The sequence below is a fragment of the Paenibacillus sp. FSL R7-0331 genome (assembly GCF_000758645.1).
Lineage (GTDB): Bacteria > Bacillota > Bacilli > Paenibacillales > Paenibacillaceae > Paenibacillus_AQ > Paenibacillus_AQ camerounensis.
The window spans coordinates 2,918,759-2,938,267 of record NZ_CP009284.1 but is presented as its reverse complement, the minus strand read 5'-3'; the positions used below and the strand labels follow the sequence as shown (position 1 = coordinate 2,938,267).

At 49.5% G+C, this 19,509-nt stretch carries 21 protein-coding genes; 8 read left to right on the top strand and 13 right to left on the bottom strand.

What is annotated here, in order from left to right; genetic code table 11:
• Positions 1-154 precede the first annotated feature (154 nt).
• From R70331_RS12110 to R70331_RS32300, 3 genes are read left to right on the top strand one after another with little or no spacing between them, the layout of a single operon-like run.
• On the top strand, positions 155-868 hold the full coding sequence (locus R70331_RS12110) for a polyphosphate polymerase domain-containing protein (RefSeq protein WP_042175713.1): 714 nt from the start codon (positions 155-157) through the stop codon (positions 866-868).
• Positions 869-870: 2 nt separating this feature from the next.
• On the top strand, positions 871-1,608 hold the full coding sequence (locus R70331_RS12105; protein ID WP_042175712.1) for a DUF4956 domain-containing protein: 738 nt from the start codon (positions 871-873) through the stop codon (positions 1,606-1,608).
• Between the two features lie 17 nt (positions 1,609-1,625).
• Entirely contained in the window at positions 1,626-3,692 is a 2,067-nt protein-coding gene (locus R70331_RS32300; RefSeq protein ID WP_052419037.1) for a CotH kinase family protein, read from the top strand.
• Positions 3,693-4,156: 464 nt separating this feature from the next.
• Here the strand turns inward: R70331_RS32300 and R70331_RS12095 are convergent, their stop codons facing one another.
• On the bottom strand, positions 4,157-4,564 hold the full coding sequence (locus R70331_RS12095; protein ID WP_042175710.1) for a hypothetical protein: 408 nt from the start codon (positions 4,562-4,564) through the stop codon (positions 4,157-4,159).
• A gap of 334 nt (positions 4,565-4,898) precedes the next feature.
• Here R70331_RS12095 and R70331_RS12090 point away from each other — a divergent pair, with 334 nt between their 5' ends.
• Positions 4,899-6,002, top strand: a complete 1,104-nt coding sequence (locus tag R70331_RS12090) for a PRK06851 family protein (protein WP_042175708.1) — start codon at positions 4,899-4,901, stop codon at positions 6,000-6,002.
• Between the two features lie 598 nt (positions 6,003-6,600).
• On the opposite strand, the gene R70331_RS12085 is transcribed toward R70331_RS12090, so the two are convergent.
• From R70331_RS12085 to R70331_RS12045, 8 genes are all read right to left on the bottom strand, one after another.
• Positions 6,601-6,927, bottom strand: a complete 327-nt coding sequence (locus tag R70331_RS12085) for a hypothetical protein (protein ID WP_042175706.1) — start codon at positions 6,925-6,927, stop codon at positions 6,601-6,603.
• A gap of 37 nt (positions 6,928-6,964) precedes the next feature.
• The gene (locus tag R70331_RS12080) at positions 6,965-7,387 is read right to left on the bottom strand and encodes a hypothetical protein (RefSeq protein WP_042175703.1); all 423 of its coding nucleotides are present in this window, start codon (positions 7,385-7,387) and stop codon (positions 6,965-6,967) included.
• 31 nt (positions 7,388-7,418) lie between these two features.
• The gene (locus R70331_RS12075; protein ID WP_042175702.1) at positions 7,419-7,661 is read right to left on the bottom strand and encodes a hypothetical protein; all 243 of its coding nucleotides are present in this window, start codon (positions 7,659-7,661) and stop codon (positions 7,419-7,421) included.
• A gap of 118 nt (positions 7,662-7,779) precedes the next feature.
• Positions 7,780-8,010 (bottom strand): hypothetical protein, encoded by a 231-nt coding sequence (locus R70331_RS12070; RefSeq protein ID WP_231576459.1) that lies wholly within the window; start codon positions 8,008-8,010, stop codon positions 7,780-7,782.
• 436 nt (positions 8,011-8,446) lie between these two features.
• Positions 8,447-8,716 carry a hypothetical protein gene (locus R70331_RS12060; RefSeq protein ID WP_042175698.1) on the bottom strand — a complete coding sequence of 90 codons (270 nt, stop codon included), beginning with the start codon at positions 8,714-8,716 and terminating at the stop codon, positions 8,447-8,449.
• Between the two features lie 384 nt (positions 8,717-9,100).
• The gene (locus R70331_RS12055; protein WP_331281507.1) at positions 9,101-9,754 is read right to left on the bottom strand and encodes a YcnI family copper-binding membrane protein; all 654 of its coding nucleotides are present in this window, start codon (positions 9,752-9,754) and stop codon (positions 9,101-9,103) included.
• Between the two features lie 43 nt (positions 9,755-9,797).
• Positions 9,798-10,463, bottom strand: coding sequence for a response regulator (locus R70331_RS12050; RefSeq protein WP_042175695.1), 666 nt, complete (start codon positions 10,461-10,463; stop codon positions 9,798-9,800).
• Positions 10,432-11,337, bottom strand: coding sequence for a sensor histidine kinase (locus tag R70331_RS12045; RefSeq protein ID WP_231576458.1), 906 nt, complete (start codon positions 11,335-11,337; stop codon positions 10,432-10,434). The genes R70331_RS12050 and R70331_RS12045 overlap by 32 nt, the downstream gene beginning before the upstream one ends.
• 250 nt (positions 11,338-11,587) lie before the next feature.
• Between R70331_RS12045 and R70331_RS12040 the strand changes: the two genes are divergently transcribed.
• The 4 genes from R70331_RS12040 to R70331_RS12025 all read left to right on the top strand — a co-directional run bounded on the left by R70331_RS12040 (position 11,588) and on the right by R70331_RS12025 (position 14,953).
• Positions 11,588-12,283 (top strand): response regulator transcription factor, encoded by a 696-nt coding sequence (locus tag R70331_RS12040; protein ID WP_039872408.1) that lies wholly within the window; start codon positions 11,588-11,590, stop codon positions 12,281-12,283.
• The gene (locus R70331_RS12035) at positions 12,276-13,370 is read left to right on the top strand and encodes a sensor histidine kinase (RefSeq protein WP_042175692.1); all 1,095 of its coding nucleotides are present in this window, start codon (positions 12,276-12,278) and stop codon (positions 13,368-13,370) included. The genes R70331_RS12040 and R70331_RS12035 overlap by 8 nt, the downstream gene beginning before the upstream one ends.
• 120 nt (positions 13,371-13,490) lie before the next feature.
• Positions 13,491-14,354 (top strand): D-Ala-D-Ala carboxypeptidase VanY, encoded by an 864-nt coding sequence (locus R70331_RS12030; protein WP_042175691.1) that lies wholly within the window; start codon positions 13,491-13,493, stop codon positions 14,352-14,354.
• 47 nt (positions 14,355-14,401) lie between these two features.
• Positions 14,402-14,953 carry a VanZ family protein gene (locus R70331_RS12025; RefSeq protein ID WP_052419036.1) on the top strand — a complete coding sequence of 184 codons (552 nt, stop codon included), beginning with the start codon at positions 14,402-14,404 and terminating at the stop codon, positions 14,951-14,953.
• Between the two features lie 504 nt (positions 14,954-15,457).
• Here R70331_RS12025 and R70331_RS12020 read toward each other — a convergent pair.
• The 4 genes from R70331_RS12020 to R70331_RS12005 all read right to left on the bottom strand — a co-directional run bounded on the left by R70331_RS12020 (position 15,458) and on the right by R70331_RS12005 (position 19,499).
• Entirely contained in the window at positions 15,458-16,468 is a 1,011-nt protein-coding gene (locus tag R70331_RS12020) for a hypothetical protein (protein ID WP_042175687.1), read from the bottom strand.
• A gap of 21 nt (positions 16,469-16,489) precedes the next feature.
• Positions 16,490-17,410 (bottom strand): cysteine synthase A, encoded by a 921-nt coding sequence (gene cysK, locus R70331_RS12015; RefSeq protein WP_042175682.1) that lies wholly within the window; start codon positions 17,408-17,410, stop codon positions 16,490-16,492.
• 117 nt (positions 17,411-17,527) lie between these two features.
• Complete coding sequence (locus R70331_RS12010; RefSeq protein WP_042175681.1) at positions 17,528-18,403, bottom strand: DMT family transporter; 876 nt, start codon at positions 18,401-18,403, stop codon at positions 17,528-17,530.
• 178 nt (positions 18,404-18,581) lie between these two features.
• Positions 18,582-19,499 carry an AraC family transcriptional regulator gene (locus R70331_RS12005; RefSeq protein WP_042182565.1) on the bottom strand — a complete coding sequence of 306 codons (918 nt, stop codon included), beginning with the start codon at positions 19,497-19,499 and terminating at the stop codon, positions 18,582-18,584.
• Between the last annotated feature and the right edge of the window lie 10 nt (positions 19,500-19,509).

Here is a 19,509-nt window from a genome sequence, read left to right as displayed (position 1 = left end):
AACCCGTCTAATGTGCTCGCAATTCGCGACTTTTGTTAACGCAGTGTAAAAACTTTCAGCTAACGCTCAGCTGGATTTAAGACAATCATAAGGTCTGTCCCGTACGATAGGTTCAGTTAATGATATTTATTAAGGGTGAGAAACGAGGTGTGAAATGAGTAACAAGCTGCAATTCCGGCATGAGCTGAAATTTTTCATCAACTATCATCAATATCTGATTCTGCGTCAGCGCCTGCACAGCCTGATGGATGCCGATCAGAATGCCGATGAAGTCGGGGAGTATCATATCCGGAGCCTTTATTTTGATGATATGCACAATACAGCCCTGGCTGAAAAGCTCGGGGGTCTCAGGGAACGGGCCAAATACCGCATCCGGATCTACAATGTTCAGGATAATGTCATCCACTTTGAGAAAAAAATCAAAATGGACGATTATATTGCCAAAGTCAAAGAGCCGTTAACCCGTGAGATGTACGACCAGATTATGGCCGGCAACTATGAGGTGCTGAATGTACCCGGCAGTCCGCTGTTCATGGAGCTCTACAATCAAATGCGCCATAACCTGCTGCGTCCTAAAGTAATCGTCGATTATGTGCGCGAGCCTTACGTCTGCCATAACGGCAATGTGCGGATTACCTTTGACAAGGAGCTGCGGACCGGTCTGCATGCTACTGATATTTTTGACCAGGGGCTGCAGCCTGTGCGGGCGCTGGAAGAGAACTTTATTATTTTCGAGGTCAAATTTGACGAATACATTCCGGAGTACATCCGGATCGCGCTGCAGCTGGAAGGCTTGAACCGGCAATCGGCGTCAAAATATGTAATCTGCCGGAAATTTTTGAAGACCAACACTTGGGAGGACTATTAATAATGAGCTTTGTATCTACTCTGGCTGCTGCGGGAACAACTGCGGCTCAAGCCAATGACACAGCAACAACCTTTTCCGATATGATTAAAAATTCGGTGCTCGACAACTTTGTATCCGACATCAGCATCTCCAAAATCCTGATTACACTCGGGGTCGCTTTTCTGATCGGCTTCTTTATTTACCTGCTCTATAAACGTGTATTTAGCGGAGTTCTCTATTCCAAAAGCTTCAACGTCTCTCTGATGGGCATGACCCTGATCACCGCTACTGTCATTATTGCAATTAACTCCAATCTGGTGTTGTCACTCGGGATGGTCGGCGCCCTGTCTATCGTCCGGTTCAGAACGCCGATTAAAGATCCGACGGATCTGATCTTCCTGTTCTGGGCAGCGGTAGCGGGTATTGTGACCGGGGCAGGCTTTTTCACACTGGCTATTGTCGGCTCGGTTATTATCGGCCTGATCCTGTTCCTGTTCATTAAACGTTCGTCAGTGGAAACCCCCTATCTGCTGGTTGTTAACTGCGAGGGCGATGACAGCGAACGTGAGGTCCACAGCCATCTGAATAAATCCGTGAAGCGCTATAATGTGAAGCAAAAAACCGTAACAAAGGGCAATGTTGAGCTGACGCTGGAGCTACGTCTGGACGACAAGGAAGGCGGTTTCGTTAACACTGTCTCCGACATTACCGGTGTCAAAAATGTCCTGCTGATCAGCTACAGCGGCGACTACGTATCTTAAGGAAGGGCGGTGCCGAGATGAAAGCAAGAGGTAAGCCGTTTCTGCTGATGCTGTGCTGCCTGCTGCTGGCTGCCGCTCTGGCCGGATGTCAGCCGGATAATAATGCTAACGGAAATACACAGGACCGGGCGGCTTCGAATGAGGAGCAGAGTCTGGATACTGACGTGTTCCCGAAGGATAAGGTTGTTGATGTGCGGATCACGATAAATCCGGATGATTATCAGGACATGCTGGACAATGCCAGCGCCGAGGAATACAAAGCAGCTTCTGTTGAATACAACGGTATAAAGATGGACAATGTCGGTATCCGGACCAAAGGGAATTTAAGCCTGCGCAGCGTTGTGCAGATGAGTGATTCGGACCGTTACAGCTTCAAAATTTCTTTTGACGAGTACATAAATCAGAGCCTGTTCGGGATTAGCAAAATCAATCTTAACAACAACTACAGTGACGCTTCCTATATGCGTGAGTTTCTCACCTATGAACTCGCGGAGACTATGGGCCTGCCGACGCCAAAATACTCCTTCGTTAACATTTATGTCAACGATGAGCTAAAAGGCTTCTATCTCGCGGTAGAGCAGATCGGCGATGCTTATCTGGAACGCAACTTCGGCAACGCCTACGGCGCGCTGTATAAGGGAGTAATGACCGGCCAAGGCAGCGATCTGACCTGGCTCGGCGACGATACCTCCCTCTATACCGGCCTTGAGATGAAGTCCGATAAATCGAACAATGATATTCTCCTCGACATGCTGGATGAGCTGAACAACGGCACTGACTATGAGAAATACATCAACGTCGATGATGCACTCGGTTATATTGCCCTTAATGCCGTTACCGGCAATATGGACAGTTATCTCGGCAGCAACAAGCAGAACTATTACCTGTATGAGGATGACGGTGTTTTCTCAATTCTGCCGTGGGACTACAATATGGCCTTCGGCGGTATGGGCGGCTCCGACGTTATGATTGATGAGCCGACCCAAGGCGCCCTCTCCGAGCGTCCGCTGATAGCGAAGCTACTTGCTAATGACGAGTACAAAGCGAAATATCACGCCATCATCCAGCAGATGATCGACGGATACCTGCAGGATGATACCTTCCAGGCCCGGATGGACGAGCTCGATACCATGATCTCAAGCTATGTGAAGGCTGACCCTTCTGCCTTCTATACGTTTGAGCAATATGAGAGCGGCACCCAGTCTGTGAAGACCTTCATGTCAACCATGGCCGCCAGCGTCTCCGGCCAGCTGGACGGCACCATCGCCGCGAGCGGCGACGGCTCCGGCAGCGGCGATAGCATGGGCGGCTTCGGCGGCGGCATGGGTGGCGGCGGCTTTGGTGGCGCGCCGGGCGGTGGCGCACCAGGGCAGAGCGCCGCGGACGGGCAGGCCGCGCAAGGCGATGGCGGCGCGGCTCTGGGCGAGGCGCAGCAAGGGCAAGGCGCTGCGGACGGGCAGGCTGCGCAAGGCGGTGGCGGCGCGGCTCTGGGCGAGGCGCAGCAAGGGCAGAGCGCTGCGGATGGGCTGGCCGCGCAAGGCGGTGGCGGCGCGGCTCCGGGCCAGGCGCAGCAAGGGCAAGGCGCTGCGGACGGGCAGGCTGCGCAAGGCGATGGCGCCGCGGCTCATGGCCTGGCGCAGCAAGGGCAAGGCGCTGCGGACGGGCAGGCTGCGCAAAGCGATGGCGGCCCGGCTCTGGGCCAGGCGCTGCAAGGGCAAGGCGCTGCGGACGGGCAGGCCGCGCAAGGCGGTGGCGGCGCGGCTCTGGGCCAGGCGCAGCAAGGGCAAGGCTGGCCGGCCGGCCAGTATGGCGGAGAGCCGGGTGCCATGGGCGGACCAGCCATGCCTGAGGGCGGCAACGGCCCCGGCGGAGACATGGCCGGCGGCCGCGAATTCGGCGGCGGCGTGGGTGGCGGCTTCGGCGGCGGTATGGGCGGCGGCTTTGGTGGCGGCGACTTCGGCGGTGCACCAGGCAGTACCCAGCAGCAAGGCAGCGCCAGCGAAGCCATCACTACCGGCGTAGCGATTGTTGTCCTCCTCCTGGCCGCGGCATTCATTACGTTTTATAAACGGAAACGGCTATAGGCTTGCGCGATTTGGACATAAAACTTAATTAGTACAAAATAAACCTCAGACGACAAACCGTCCGAGGTTTATCCTTCGCTTTTGAAATGTGCACAGCAGGCTATAGCAGCTAACAGCTCTACACTGTGCAGATTCTAAAGAATTAGTTGGATATTCTCCATTTAAATCCACCATTTCTAAATATTTTTGACGATTAGTTGGAAAATCACCACCTATTTAGCTCCAAAATCCCTTTAATCACGAAAATAGTGAAATTAAGCGCTCTTTTTCCAACTAATATTATTAATAGGGTCTTTAATGAAAAATAGATGGCGTTTTTCCATTTAATTAATTTGCGCTACCGCATCCATCAACCGGCAATAATATCTTTGAATGATGTACAATCCGTACAAAATAACGAATATTTACGTTTATCTCATTATATTTCGGTGCTTGAACCATAGCTACTTTACTAATCATATAATTTATTTTAATTCATCCATTACTTCTTGCAAGTCAGTGAATCCCGAATTTTCCATAATATCTTTAGCTGAGAGCTCCTTCACACCAGTGTTCTGGTGTATATTCTCCCCAAAAACCCCTCGCATTCTGCTTCTCATTTTAGCAAGATACAAAGTGAATACTATTTTCGTTTCGTCTTTCCTGACATAGCCAGCTTGCATATCAAGCTGTGTGTATATGTGAAATAAAATCCGAACCAGTTTTTTCGGCATAAGCTTTTCGTCACAAAGCAAATCCTGCAATTCATCCATTAATTCAAAAAGCCGACTGAATGCTGCTTCGTCAATAACCTTCCCTCTCAGCGGTACAACGATTTCTGTGCTAACTGTGTCAAGTGAGTTAACAATCTCTTCTAATCTTGTAGTATTCATAAAACCTCCTTAATTACCGTTTATATCAGAGGCATCGATCCCAATTATGATTCTCTCAGGAAAAATCCCTTTCGCTCTCCTACTCCAATTACAAATAATCACATTACCAAACTGTTCCGAGGTCCTTGTTGTTGATGCACGTTAAGTGTTGTATTCCCCAATGATAACAAAGAAGAGTTGATGCAAGGTAGCACAATGTTCGGGTCCACCCTAAAGCCTGACAACCTCCAGAAGGCGCCCCTGATACCCGCTTAGTCTCTAGGCACCTTACAAATACCTAACGCATACTGTAGGGTATAGCCTAAACGGCGACAAGGTGAAAGGAAGTGGATGTATGGCTGCGCGGATTTTAAGATATTTTGCAGGCGGTAATACAGCTCTTGGCTTCTATAATTTGTTTGAATCGAATCTTCAGGGGCTCCAGCGGATATTTATTTTAAAAGGCGGTCCTGGTACCGGAAAATCGTCTTTAATGAAAGCCATCGGCTCGGAATGGGCAGAACGGGGGTACGATATAGAGCTGATCCATTGTTCATCAGATAAGGATTCTATCGACGCGGTCATTATTCCGGCGCTAAGCGTGGGCATCGTTGACGGCACTGCACCTCACGTAATTGAACCCAAGGCTCCGGGAGCAGTTGAGGAATATGTAAATTTAGGCGCGGCCTGGGACTCGGGAGCACTAATCAATCAACGGGAAATCATCGGTGAGATCAATCAACGGGTTGCGGATTTATATATGGCAGCGTACAACGGATTTGCTAAGGCTCTGAAGATTCATGATGCATGGGAAAAGATTTACTTTGAGCATATGGACTTTAACAAAGCGGATCAATTAACAGCCGGAATGCTGGAGCAGCTTTTTGGTGATACGCATCTTACTAAAAGTGCCATCGTTAAACACCGGTTTCTGGGAGCGGCGACTCCTGCGGGGGCAGTTGACTTTGTGCCTAATTTGACAGAAGGGCTGTCAAACCGGTTCTTCATCAAAGGCCGGGCAGGAACAGGCAAATCCACCATGCTCAAAAAAATTGCTGCTGAAGCGGAGAAGCGGGGCCTCGATACGGAAATCTACCATTGCGGCTTTGATCCCCATAGTCTGGATATGGTCATTGTACGTGAGCTTGGTTTTGCGATCTTTGACAGCACGAGTCCGCATGAATATTTTCCGGATCGTGAACGGGATGTGATCATTGATACCTATGAGATCCTTGTCGCACCTGGAACAGATGAGCGTTATGCCACAGCGCTTGCTGAAGTAAGCACCCAATACAAAGCCCAGATGAAGGATGCGATAGCCGCTCTGGCCGAAGCAAAGGTACACCGGGATCAATTAGAGAAAATTTATGTTGCCGCCATGAATTTCAGTGTGGTGGATGAGCTGACGGACCGTGTACGTACTGAGCTGATGGAATGGGCAGCAAGCCGGGGAGTTTGATTGGTTGAAAGTAATAAACGAACATAAATTCTTTTACGATTGCTACGTAGGCTGTTGAATGATGCTGGGTGATAATCCCATTACATTCCTATCAATGCTGAAAGTTCAAATGAGAATATTTGTTGTAATGTTTCTTGCAAAACTGCAAATAAAAATAAAAGCAAAACAGAAAACAATACGTACTTCAGCGATCTAAACGAGGCCAGGGATAAAGGTTGTTTTTCTTGTGCAATATAGTAGATCCCGTTACCACCAATTAGCAATAAACAAAAAGATACTAATTTTAAGGGAATCAGATAATACCAGTGTGGAACACCAGTCCCATTTAATGAAATTATGTACCCGACAAGGTAAACAGGTATGTAATACTTCCATCTTTTATTAATTTGATTCCCTTCTTTCCTTTATAAATTCTATCTCGTTAAACCTAATTCGACCGCATGAACTCAATTATTTTTATCAAAGTAAAATTCTACTCACTGTACCATTTTCTCCATCCCGGAATCTCCCTGTTAATTTTTCTATAGTGTTCGAATACCGAGGATCAGATTCATAAAAGATAATGAACCTTCATTCTCAAACCCCTTTATCCTGGTACTTACATGTAATCAAGCGCCAACGCTTGGCATGCAAAACCTAATTGGCTGATCAATTCAGCCAGCTCCATTATGAAATAATCATTTGCTATCTGACTGTTGTTGAAGGTCAACTCATAACCATACTTTTCACGGGAATATTCAACCACCCCTTGTTCATATAGAAATTCAGCTAATAATCTGCCTGCCGTCCCCAGCAAAAATAATGTTAAATCCTCTTCACTTGGATGCACCTGATATGTATGTATATAGTTTAAAATGACTTGAAAACAGCTTGACCTATAGCTCTCAGCTTTAATATGTCGAGAATTGATGTTATGAATGTTCATATGCAATTCTCCTTAGTAACTCCTGTCACTCCTACATTCATTTAATCAAAACCTTAACACCCTGTTCGAGAAACGGTTTGAGCTTTGTATTTAGCAGCTTCTGAAAGCTACCCTCTTCATACTCAGTAACCAGTAATTCAATTGATTCCATATCTTCCACTACCAGAAGTCTGTATTTGCATGATTCCATGACCCCCTCTTTTTCCAGCACGATACAATTAATCATAAAACTATCTATAATTGAATTTGCTTCTTCTCTGTCTTTAGGACAATACCAGATCCGGTTTACTGCGTCTTCGAAGTTCTCAACGTTCCTATATGGGAATGTATTTATATACGAATACCCGTACTCAAAATACAACTTATCTTCGCCTTCCAGGAAGCTGTATACAACGTCCAACAGAAAATCCATGCCGTTACTTCGCATCTGGAAAATATTATCCAAATAATATTTTGGCATTTGACTCCCCTTTCAAAATAATCGCGATTTGTTAGACGATTTGCTCACACTGTACCCGCTCAACCTGCAATCCTGCATTTTTAAAAACCGGCAATATTCTTTCCAAGTACCAGCTAAAATGATCTCCGTCCCCTAAGGGCAGAAATGTGACTTCTCCGTTACGGTCGGCGTAATCCCAACCTTCTTTTGCAAACTGCTTAATTAGTTCAGGAACTGATAAATTGTTGCTGCTTGGTTCACTTAAATGAATATCAATCCATGCGGATATGGACACGCTGACCCTCCCACTCAGTTTTCACCAGTCAAAATATTCAAGTAACTCCTTATCACAAACAGGTTTTATTTTCTCAAAATACTTCTGTTTATATAGATTTTCAATTGTATGCACTATCTCATCTTTTTTTTACTTTTCTTACCAAAATCAAATTAGGATCAACGGAATGGTATCCATAATTCTCAGCTTCTAATTCAAAATCCTGCTGAAGGCGCACAATATCGTAAACTGCTACATTAAAAATATCATCCGCTATTTTTACATAGACATCTAATCGGAATCCCTTGTTCACAGCCTCATACTCCGCAAGCTCAGTATCCTCTAGAAAATATACTTTAATCTCACTCATATTCAATCTCCCGTTCTATACTCCTAATTATGCTTCCAGCGAAGATATGTAAGTGTACCTACCAACAAACATGCTATCGGGACGCCAATAAATAGAGAATTAGATATTAGTGCCGATAAAAGAGGGGCATTCCCTTGCAAATTAAAGATCACCTGCTCCGAACCATAGGAGTAAATAATAAAAGATAGCAGAACAGCCGTGATGTACAGGACAAGGCTCAAGGTGCCCGGTTTATTTTTATTAAAGGCATCGTAAATGATTAGAACAATCTCCACTATAAATAGAAAGCTCATTTTGTTCTGAATCTTTCTAATTTCATCAAAGACAATAGTGGGAACTTCCCACCCTGGCCCAGTTTGCGTAACAGAGAGTAATCTAAAAGATAAAATCAACAGAATTAGAATCCCGACATACCTGCATCGAAAAATTATGGAATTCATTCAAACGCTCCTTCAAACTTAGTCCCTTCTCCTTTACCAGAACATATCTCAAATTTAATTCCCTTAACAGAGATGTAATCAGTATTGATAAAATGCAATACATCTTGCAGTACTAATTTGATCTCATCAATTTCAGTATTCTTCTTTTTCATAATAAATTTCGTGTAGACGCTATGTTCTTTGCAGACAAAATCAGATTGGATAAAGGGTCTTACATACCGGCCTTGAAAAGGATACGTCCAGCTTGCTGAAAAGAACTGTTCCATAATACCCTCATTTATCTCTCCTATCGGCTGATCAAAAATAAGAGTAATTGCGATTCGATCACCCTTTTTGACAACCGCCTCCGGAGGGGTGTAAAGCTTATTGATGTCATCCCATATGATATTCCTTACTGCTCCACCTCAACTTTTGCTACAAACATTATTCTTTTCTATATCAAGATGCCAATATCAGCACAATCATTTTGTCGATGTTCTCCGTCCACATATTACCAATGTATCCAATCGCGGCTCATTAGACAACAAAAAAACTGCGGAGCCCTCATCCCAGTAAAGGATAAAGCATTCCGCAGTCATTAACATTACATGCTATTCCGTTATCTTTTCCAAAAGTCTGTTAGACCGTCTCTTGGTTCATCCCTAACCCTTCTACTCCTTCTTCCCCCGCAGCAACGCGATCGCTGACAGCAGGAAGGCCAGCAGCGAAATCCCTAGCGTAATGTACACCATCGGTGAAGTGCTGCCGGATTCCGCATTCTCCATAATGGCCTCGTGTTCATCCATCGTCATCGAGCCGGAGTGTGCCGAACCTGTTGCCCCGTGGGAATGGCTGTCGCTGCCTGCCGCCGCTGCTACAATCTCAGTAATGGAATGCGGCGTGTCGCTGCCTTCTTCACCGGACCACTGCACCAGACTCCCGTCCGCATAATGCTGGTAGGCATCCCAGGCGATATCGCCAGCGGCATCCGGGTTCTTGGCTGTGAAGTAGAAGCGTTGGAACTGGCCGGCCAATATGCCTTCTCCGGTGGAGATCCAGCTGATTTTGTTGCCCTCGACGGTTACTGTCCAGCCCGGCACCGTTTCATATTGCTTGAACTCGGCACCTTCCGGCATACGCAGATCAATCTGTGTGGTAGCCGCCTCTTTTTCTGACGGGACTTTTAGGGTATAGGTCTCCCAGGCACCTGTGGTCGATTCGGCCGGTGATACAGTCACATGGGCGCTGGCTACAGCAGCGAATAAGGATAGTGCAGCTGCCATCGGGGCAGCGAGTGTGAGTAGTTTACGAAGCAGTTTATTCAAGTTAGTTCCCCCTCAATGGATGTTCTTTATCTTCTATACCGATTTATCTTTTCCGCGGAAAATCCCGGTCCTTCGTTGCCAGTCCCTGCTCAAGGGCATAACGGGTCAGCTGCGTACGGTTCTGGAGCTGAAGCTTTTGCAAAATGTTCTTAAGGTGGTTTTTGACCGTATGCTCTGAGATCCCGAGGGTTGCCGCAATCTCCTTATTTGTGGAGCCGGAGGATACACAGCCCAGTATTTCCTTCTCGCGCGCCGTTAATGCTTCCCGCTCCTCTTTGCCTGAGGTTACAGCAAATTCCTTCAGAATCTGAAAAGCCAGCTCCCGGCTCAGCGGAACCTCCTCACTCACAATCGCCAGTAAATACTCAATCCAGGTTGACGGAGCAAGGTTTTTTAGCAGATACCCCTGTGCCCCCTGCTTCAGTGCTTCAAACAAATAGGAGATTTCATCCGAGACGGTGACGATAACAATCCGGACATACGGGTATTCAAGCTTGATGCGCCGCGTTGTTTCGAGCCCGTCCATTCCCGGCATCTCGATGTCAATCAGGATCAGGTCCGGCATCCATTGCCCGGTCATAACAATCGCCTCTGCACCGCTGCCGACTGCCCCGATTACTTCAAAACGTTCATCCAGCGACACAATCTCGGTCATCGCTTCACGCGCATGCGCATGGTCATCGACGATCAGCACCCGGAAGCGGTTCATCTGCGGTTCCTCCTTTCCCTATCTCAACAGTTGTTCCGTCCGGACCGGAGCTCAGGCTAAGCTGCCAGCCCATACTTTCCGTCCGCTCTCTCATGATCTGCAGTCCGTAGCTTCCATTTACCTTAAAAGGGTCCTCATGCACAAACCCGGCACCGTTATCGGCTATGCTTACCTTCCAGCTCTGCTTGTCACCTGTGCCCGTAATCGTTACCCGGCCGGCACGTGTATGCTTCCGCACATTAATAACCGCCTCACGGATGCACGACAGCAGCTCGGCCTGCTCTTTACTGGTCAGGGCATCCGCCTGCAGCTGCCAATCAAGCGAGACCCCGATCATCACCTCACCGGCAATTTGCTTCAGCTGCTCCTGCACCGACCGTTCCAGGGAAAAATCATCTTCACCCGAGACCGGCACCTTGAGGCTGGCGATCGCCTGGCGTACATAGCGGTTCACTTCATGCACGGTTTTTTTCAGCTGATCCACATTTTCTGCGCTGACTGCGCCCTTCTTCTGGTTCTGCTCCAGCCGGTCAATCCGTACAGATAACAGAAACAGCGACTGTGCCATCCCGTCATGCAGCTCCTTCGCCAACCCCTCCCGTGCTTTCATAGCCGTTGTTGCCGCACGCTTCTGTTCCAGCTCCCGCTGATTACGCTCCATAATCCGGAACAGCGGCAGCAGCAAAATAACACTGAACACGAACACAAGCACCGGTGTCAAGTAATTCCCCATATCCATCGAGATGTACGGCATCAGAAACTGGTGGCGCACGAACTCCCAGATCCCGACCATTAATGTGGGAATCAGCAGAATCAGCAGCTTAATTGTCGTATACGTTGCCGTCCCCTCCCAATCCTTAATTAAATTTATCACTGCCAGCCTGCCCCAGGCATGACTCTTTCGGGCTATGCCTCCACTTTAAATGTTACAAAATTAAGTATTTTAAATCTTGTCAGATGCCTGCCGCAAAACGCAGCACATCCTGATAAACCGCACTTATTATGTACAGCCTATTCTATTATTCAACATTCCTGTTCGCGAAACAACTTCCGATAAGGTACACTAGGAGCAAAGCGCTATGTATGCGCGTAGCCAAGTTTATTGTTACAGGAGCGAACACGAAATGAAACGGATAACAATCCTTATAGCCGACGACGATGCCGAAATTGCCGGGCTGGTAGCTCTGCATCTGGAAAAAGAGGGCTATCACACGGTCAAGGTGACCGACGGTAAAGCTGCAGTCCAAGCGGTCCAATCCCGCCATATTGATCTGGCGGTACTTGATATTATGATGCCCGGCCTCGACGGGCATGAGGTGACCCGGCAGATCCGGGAGCAGCATCAGCTGCCGATTATTTTTCTGAGTGCAAAAACCTCGGACCTCGACAAAATCACCGGGCTGGTTATCGGCGCTGACGACTATATGACTAAGCCATTTAACCCGATGGAGCTGGTTGCCCGGGTGAATGCGCAGCTGCGGCGCTTTATGCAGCTTAACCAGCCGCAGGCAGAGCGCAGGCCGGTGCTGGAATCCGGCGGACTGGTCATTGACCCTGACCGGCGGACGGTCGAGCTGTTCGGGACTAATGTGGAGCTGACACCCAAGGAATTCGATATCTTATATCTGCTGGCCAGCTATCCCAAAAAGGTGTTCAGCGCGGAGAACCTGTTCCAGCAGGTGTGGGGCGAGGCTTATTTTGAAAGCGGAAATACGGTTATGGTCCACATTCGCACCCTGCGTAAGAAGCTTGGCGAAGAGCAGAACAAGAACAAACTGATCAAAACCATATGGGGAGTAGGTTATACGTTCAATGGCTAAAAGGTTCCGCAGCTTCCGCTTCCAGATGATCTTCCTGCTCATGCTTAGCATGCTCTGCTCCGGTGTTATCACCTATGCGCTGTACAAGATCCTGCAGCTGTATTATACCTCCACTGTATTGGCCGAAGACCCGCTTGCCCGGTTCCGTTATATGGTCAGCAACATCGGTGACCTGAATTTTTTCCTGATCTTTTTTGTACCGTTGGCCCTAGTCTTCTTCTATCTGTTTACGAAACCTTATGCACGTTATTTCCGCGAGATCTCCCAACAGATCCGCCAGCTGGCGGAAGGTAACTTCACCAGCAGGATCACCATCCCCTCTAAGGATGAATTCGGGGACATTGCCGCCGATCTTAATGTGACCAGCGGCAAGCTGCAGCAGGCGGTGGAACGCGGGGATTTTGCCGAGAACAGTAAGGACCAACTGGTACTCAATCTGGCACATGACCTGCGTACCCCGCTGACCTCTGTGCTGGGTTATCTCGATTATGTGCTGAAGGATGAAGCGTTATCTGCCGAGCAGGTAAGGCACTACACCTCTATTGCCTACACCAAATCAAGGCGTCTGGAGCGGCTGATCGACGAGCTGTTTGAGCTCACCCGGATGAATTATGGCATGCTCAAGATTGACAGCAGGCCGCTCGATTTGAGCGAGCTACTCATCCAGCTGCATGAAGAGCTGTACCCGCTGCTGGACAACAACGGGCTGACCGCCCGGCTGGAGCTTGCTCCGGTGATGGAGATTCAGGGCGACGGGGAGCTGCTGGCCCGCGTATTCGAGAACCTCCTGACCAATGCGGTCCGTTACGGCAAGGACGGCCAGTATGTTGATATCACCTGCAACGAAGAAGAGGGGCAGGCAGTCGTCCGGGTAACGAATTACGGCGGCAGTATCCTGCCTGCGGATTTACCGTATGTGTTTGATATGTTTTACACAGGCGACCGGGTGCGGAGCCATCAGGAGGGCAGCACCGGGCTTGGCCTGTTCATCGCCAAAAACATTGTCGAGCAGCACAAAGGCGTGATTTCGGTAGCCAGCGATCCGGTCCGCACAAGCTTTGTAGTAAAGCTGCCGCTGGGTATGTAAGCAGCAGTCAGTCTGCCTTCTCGCCTCCATCCGGATTTTAAGAAAAAATTTATTTTTACCCCGCTTCTTTTTAAGCGCTGCCCCTTAATCTTGAGTTATCAGGACAAGGAGGAAGCCGGAATGAAGAAGCGGGTTTTTTGCGCGGTTTTGGCGGCATTACTGGGCTGGGAGGCTCTGCAGCAAATGAACGGAACCAGTGCTCCGGCTGACGGTCTGCAGACGGTGCAGATCATTAGCGGGGAGGGAAAGCAGTCTGATCTGACTGCCGTTTCGGCAAACCGTGTGCACAAGGGTAATCTGCTGCTGGTTAACAAGGATTATCCTGTGTACCCGGAGGGTGTCACGTCCGACATCATTAATCTGGCAGAGCACGGTGAGCTGACCACAGGCTACGCGCTGCTAGATAACGGCACACGCCTCTCCAAAACAGTGGCTTTACAATTTTCCAGAATGGTAGAAGCAGCAGCCGGAGAAGGTGTCAGCCAGTTTCTGATCAGCAGCGGCTACCGGGATACGGACAAACAGAAGCAGCTTTATGAGGAAAAAGGAGCCGATTATGCCCTTCCGCCCGGCCACAGCGAGCATAACCTCGGGCTGTCCCTGGATATCGGGTCCTCGCAGATGGAGATGAGCCGTGCGCCAGAGGGGCAATGGCTGGAGGCTAACGCCTGGGATTACGGGTTCATCCTCCGTTATCCCAAGGACAAGTCGGACATCACGGGCATCCAGTACGAGCCCTGGCATTTCCGTTATGTTGGCTTGCCGCACAGCATCATCATGCGCGACAAGCACTTTACACTGGAGGAATATCTTACATTCCTGAAGGAGCAGCAGTCTTTTACAGTAAAGGTTAAAGGAACTCTATACCAGATTTCTTACCATCCTGTTGACGGCAGCAGCGCCTTCATCCCCATACCTGCCGGGCAGCAATATGACATATCCGGCAACAACATGGACGGTGTAATCGTCACGTCTCATCTATAATACCGTGCTCACCGCAGCATCCTTCACCTTAGAAAGGAGAGTCCATTATGAACCAGACCAGAGTAATGCGAAAAAAGGCTGCTCCTGTGAAAAGCGGCGACCGGCAGTCTGTCTCTTTAGCCAAGCTCCGTTCGGCCGGTCTGCAAGCCTTGTTTGCCGTCTATATTTATGTATTGTTCAAAATCATCCTGTTCAAGTTCAGTCCGATTGATTTCCGGTTTCTGTGGCACCAGCTGCAGCGCAGTCCGGATACGATTCTGCGCCAGCTGCGGCTGGGCAACTTCACTCCGCTCGAAACGGTCTTCAATACGTTTGATCCGGTTACCGTAACCAAGCTGGTGAACTTCGCAGGGAATATCGCCTTGTTTATCCCTTTTGGCATCTTCATTGCCCTGCTGTCCTCTAACCGGCAGCTCTCCTGGTTCGGCGTAATGATACGCTCCTTCGGACTCAGCACTGTGCTTGAATGTGCGCAAGGGCTGTTCTCGATCGGAACGTTCGATGTCGACGATCTGCTGCTCAACACCATAGGCGGTCTGCTCGGCTATGGCCTCCTCCGGCTGTGGCGGGCAGGCCAAAAAGCCCAGCCGACACAGTAAAGTGATGGCTGGCAATGTAAGGGCTGGCGCGCTTATGTACCGGCAAAAGTGCCGGCAGGCTTTTGGGCTTTGGGCTTTTATTTAGTGGAATCGGGTATTCCAGGCTGTCGCTAAACAAATTAAGTGGAAATATGTCACCTAATTCTCTAGCAAATGCTGGAACGGGACGATTAGCTGGAAAAAGGACACTTAATTTCACTCGATCTGCGCTAAACAGGGTTTTAGGCTGAAATAAGTGACTTTTTTCCACCTAATGAACGAAAAAACCCGAATTTGAGGAAATTAGTTGGCGAAAATCAAACTAATGATGAAGTGTCCCTTAAAATAGCAACTTTGAAGTTTAGTCGTGACGGCGGAGAACTATACGCTACAGCTACAGCTCCATCTACTACTACACTCAAACTCCATCTACTGCTACACTCCAACTTCATCTACTACTACACTCCAGCTCCACTACTACTACAATCCAACTCCAACTCCATCTGTAGATACAGCTCAGCTCCATCACAGCGGCGAAGTATACCGGCCGTACTGGATATCCAGCTCCTTAAACGCATCTCCGGTCTGCTCAAGGAAAAAGCTGTTGATCCCCTCTGCCCCGAGCCAATTCACACCAAGCAGCAGACCATCGGCTGTTCTGGCTGCAAACAGCAGTGAGAACATCTGCGGGATGACCTCGCCTCCGTCATCGACACGCCAGACCGAGTACTCGTTGTCGGTGATCTCGGCCGGGTAATCCATGAAGCTAAGCTTGCCGGCTTCTTCGAGCACCAGGCTGAACAGCATATCCTTGTTCTGTCTGACGAACTGGATAAGATACAGCTCCCGGCCCGGCTGCAGAGAGGCCAGCTTCCAGGCAGAATAGATCTCCCGGTGCTTGGCATCCGTTATGCTCTTGCGCACCGGATCAGCTTCAGGCAGCTGCTCACTCTCAGCAGGTTCAGGTTCAACCGGGATCAGGGCCTCCAGATTGAAGGCCGAGGAATTCACAAGATAATAGGTTTCATCTGGAACCGCAGCATCACCATCGGCCGTAAATACATAGCCGGATATATTCGGCAGATTAACGGCCAGCTCCCGGCCGTTGTTCTGGTCATTGCCTCTCTGCCACTCCGCGAACCGTACCTTAAGCACCTGTCCGCTGCTGCCTATAGCGGTATCAAGTGCCTGCATCTTCCCTTCCTCGCCATCTGCCTCCCGGGTGACAAGGATTTGCCTGCCGGCTTCCCCGGCAAACCCGAACACCGGCTGCAGCTCAGCCGGATCAAGCACAGCCTGATTAGCAGGCGTGTACGCCGGACCCGGTGTTTGTGTTGCCGCCGGAGCAGCCGTCGGTGCTCCGGCAGCGGCAGTTGCTGACGCAACCGGACTATCTCCCTGGCTGGCATTCTGCCCGCCGTTAGCATCTGTGCAGCCTGCAAGGCATAGTGTAAATGCCATAACAGCCGCTAGTACAGCAGCCGGCTTCAATCGCTTAGGCATGCTGAGTGTCTTGAAGCTATGGTAACCTCGCATCTTATTCCCTCCGTCCGGGAATTAGAATATTCCCATACTCAGATAGCGTTCCCCTGTATCCGGTGCAATACACAGCACCCGCTTGCCGGGGCCAAGCCGGCGCGCTTCCTGCAGTGCGGTCCAGACGGCTGCACCACCGGAAGGACCGATCAGAATTCCTTCCTTACCGGCGAGCGCACGGACAGTCTCCAGTGCAGCTTCGTCCTCCACCTGAACGATTTCATCATACACCTCTGTGTTTAGGATTGCCGGGATGAAGCCGGGGCTTGTGCCGACCAGCTTATGCGGGCCGGGCTGTCCGCCGGACAGCACCGGTGAACCGTACGGCTCAACAACGACCACCCGGATGCCCGGCAGCTCCCGGCGCAGCACCTCGCCAGTCCCGGTGATGGTTCCTCCGGTTCCCGAGGTGGCTACAAACACGTCAAGCCGTCCCTCCATCTGCTCCAGTATTTCCGGCGCGGTCGTCGTGCGGTGAATATCCGGGTTGGCAGCATTCTCGAACTGCTGCGGGATGAAGCTGCCCGGAGTGGCTGCACCCAGCTCCAGCGCTTTGGCAATTGCGCCAGGCATCCGCTCTGCTGCCGGAGTCAGCATCACTTCAGCGCCATAAGCCTTCAGGATGTTGATCCGCTCCTTCGTCATGTTGTCAGGCATGACGAGAATGGCCTTATAGCCCTTTGCCGCAGCATTCATCGCAAGGCCAATGCCTGTATTCCCGCTGGTCGGCTCAATGATCGTTCCGCCCGGCTGCAGCCGTCCGTCCAGCTCCGCCTGAAGGATCAGATTATAGGCCGCACGGTCTTTTACACTGCCGCTGGGATTGAACATTTCCAGCTTTACGTATACTTCCGCATCATCAGGACCAGTCAGCCTATTAAGCCGCACAGCCGGTGTGTCCCCGATCAATTCGGCGATATTATTCACTACTTTTGATTTCATACTTTCGTCCTCCCTTATCCTTCTTGATATACATTATACAATTAACGGCGGTCAAGGACCTGTATGAACAAGTCCCTGACCGCCGCCTTTTGCTTAACTGTTACACTTCCCGGTCACTCATTTCTCCCGGACAACCAATAGTACACCTATAAAAATGAATGCGGTGCCTGTCCAAAAAGTCAAACCAATCTGTTCACCAAGCAGCAGCCACCCCAGCAGTGTACCGACGACCGGCTGCAGGAAGAAAAACAGTCCGCCGCTGGATGCATTCAGCATCTGCAGACCGCGGTTCCACAGCAGAAAGCCGCAGGCTGTCGAAATAATCCCCAGATACAGCAGACCGCCCCAGATCGACGGGTGCAGCATCGCCTGGAGATCGAGCCTTGGCAGCCGGCTTACCGTAAACGGAGTAATCCCAGCAAACGCTACGAGGATACTGTATAACGTGACAACAATCTGTGAGTATTGTCCCGGCACTTTTTTTACGAGGACAGACATTAGTGCCCAGGTAAGTGCCGCAACAAGCAGAGAAATGCCCCCAAGCCGCAGCGAAGGATCAATACTCCCAGTTCCTACAATAACGCCTACGCCTGTAGTTGCCAAAATGATCGACAATGCTTTTTTAAGCGTAATCCGCTCTTTAAGGATGATCCGGGCAAACAGCACCATAAACGCCGGTGTCGTTGAAGTAATGATAGCGCCCATCTGTGCAGTAGAGAGCATCGTGCCCGCTTCCTGGGTCAGGATGGAGACCGTGTTGCCAATCAAGCCTATCATGAGAATCAGCAGCATATCCCGTTTGGCAATACGCCACGACTGCTTGGTCACAATGCCGATGATCAGCAGGGCAACAATGGCAATCATATAGCGGAGCCACACGATTTCGAGCGGCGGCACAACCTCCACCACATGCTTTACAACAACATACATGCCGCCCCAGATGCTGGCAGCCAGTGATAAAAATAGTGATCCCAATACCTTTGACTTCTTCATTTGTGTACCCTCCGTTTGTTAGACAAGTCCTTGTTTGTCCTTAACGGAGTTGCAGTTTTCTGCCGTTAAGGAAGAAGAACTGCAGGTACATCATACTCAAACCGCGGTGCAGCCATCATTACTGTTCAACTCGCTTTCAAAAGCATAATTTCATTACATTTTACACGAAAGCCATAGTTTAGGACAGGGTCAGTTTGATAGGGACATACAGGTCAACCTTGGCCATGCCCTCGGGATCAGAATAGGGATCATTCATACAGAACTCAAGGGCATCACGGTCATCAGGCTCATATCCGCTTGAAGGCAGCCACCCGCCGTACACACTCTGATACGCAATTGCCAGCTTGTCGATGGTGTCATAGAACTTATAGAGTGCATACGTACCCCCGGGCAGGTATCTGAACGCAATGCCCGCATCATCCGACGCCGTAAATCCTTCTGGAACCGTTATACAGGCATCATACCTGCATGAGCTCTCGTCGGTTACACCGGGATCATCCAGCGATATGCCGATATAAGTTTCTGTAGCCGGCAGACCGCTGCTCCGCACCCAAGTACCGAGTGTTTCCCACACCTTATACGTATCGAGATAGCTGCCGGCATGCCTTACATAGGCAACCTTATAGCCTGGAAGCTCCTTTAGCTCAATGTTCATTCCCCACACTCTCCTTAGAAAATTATTGCTGGTACTCTTCAAATCATAATCTTTGGAGGGTGACAATTCTTCCGGTTTATTGCCGGTGACTGACGGAATGTTGCTAGGATTGAGTAAGGATTTACGCATGGCGCTGGGCGTGGTGTTATAAGCCTTTTTGAATGCGGCATTGAAGCTCGAGAGCGAATTGAATCCGCACAGCGCGGATATATCCAGCATTGTTTTGTCCGTTGCAGTCAGATAGGCTGCTGCATGATGCAGTCTTCTTTCCGTCAGATAGTTCACCGGACTCTTATGTATAATGGCGGAGAACACTCTGGAAAAATGATATTTGGAAAAGTTGGAAACCTCTGCGAGCGTGTCCAGCCTGATGTCCTCTCCAATATGTTCTTCGATAAATTGCAGAACTGCCCCGATACGCTGCTTGTAATCGTTGTTCATCCGGTATCCC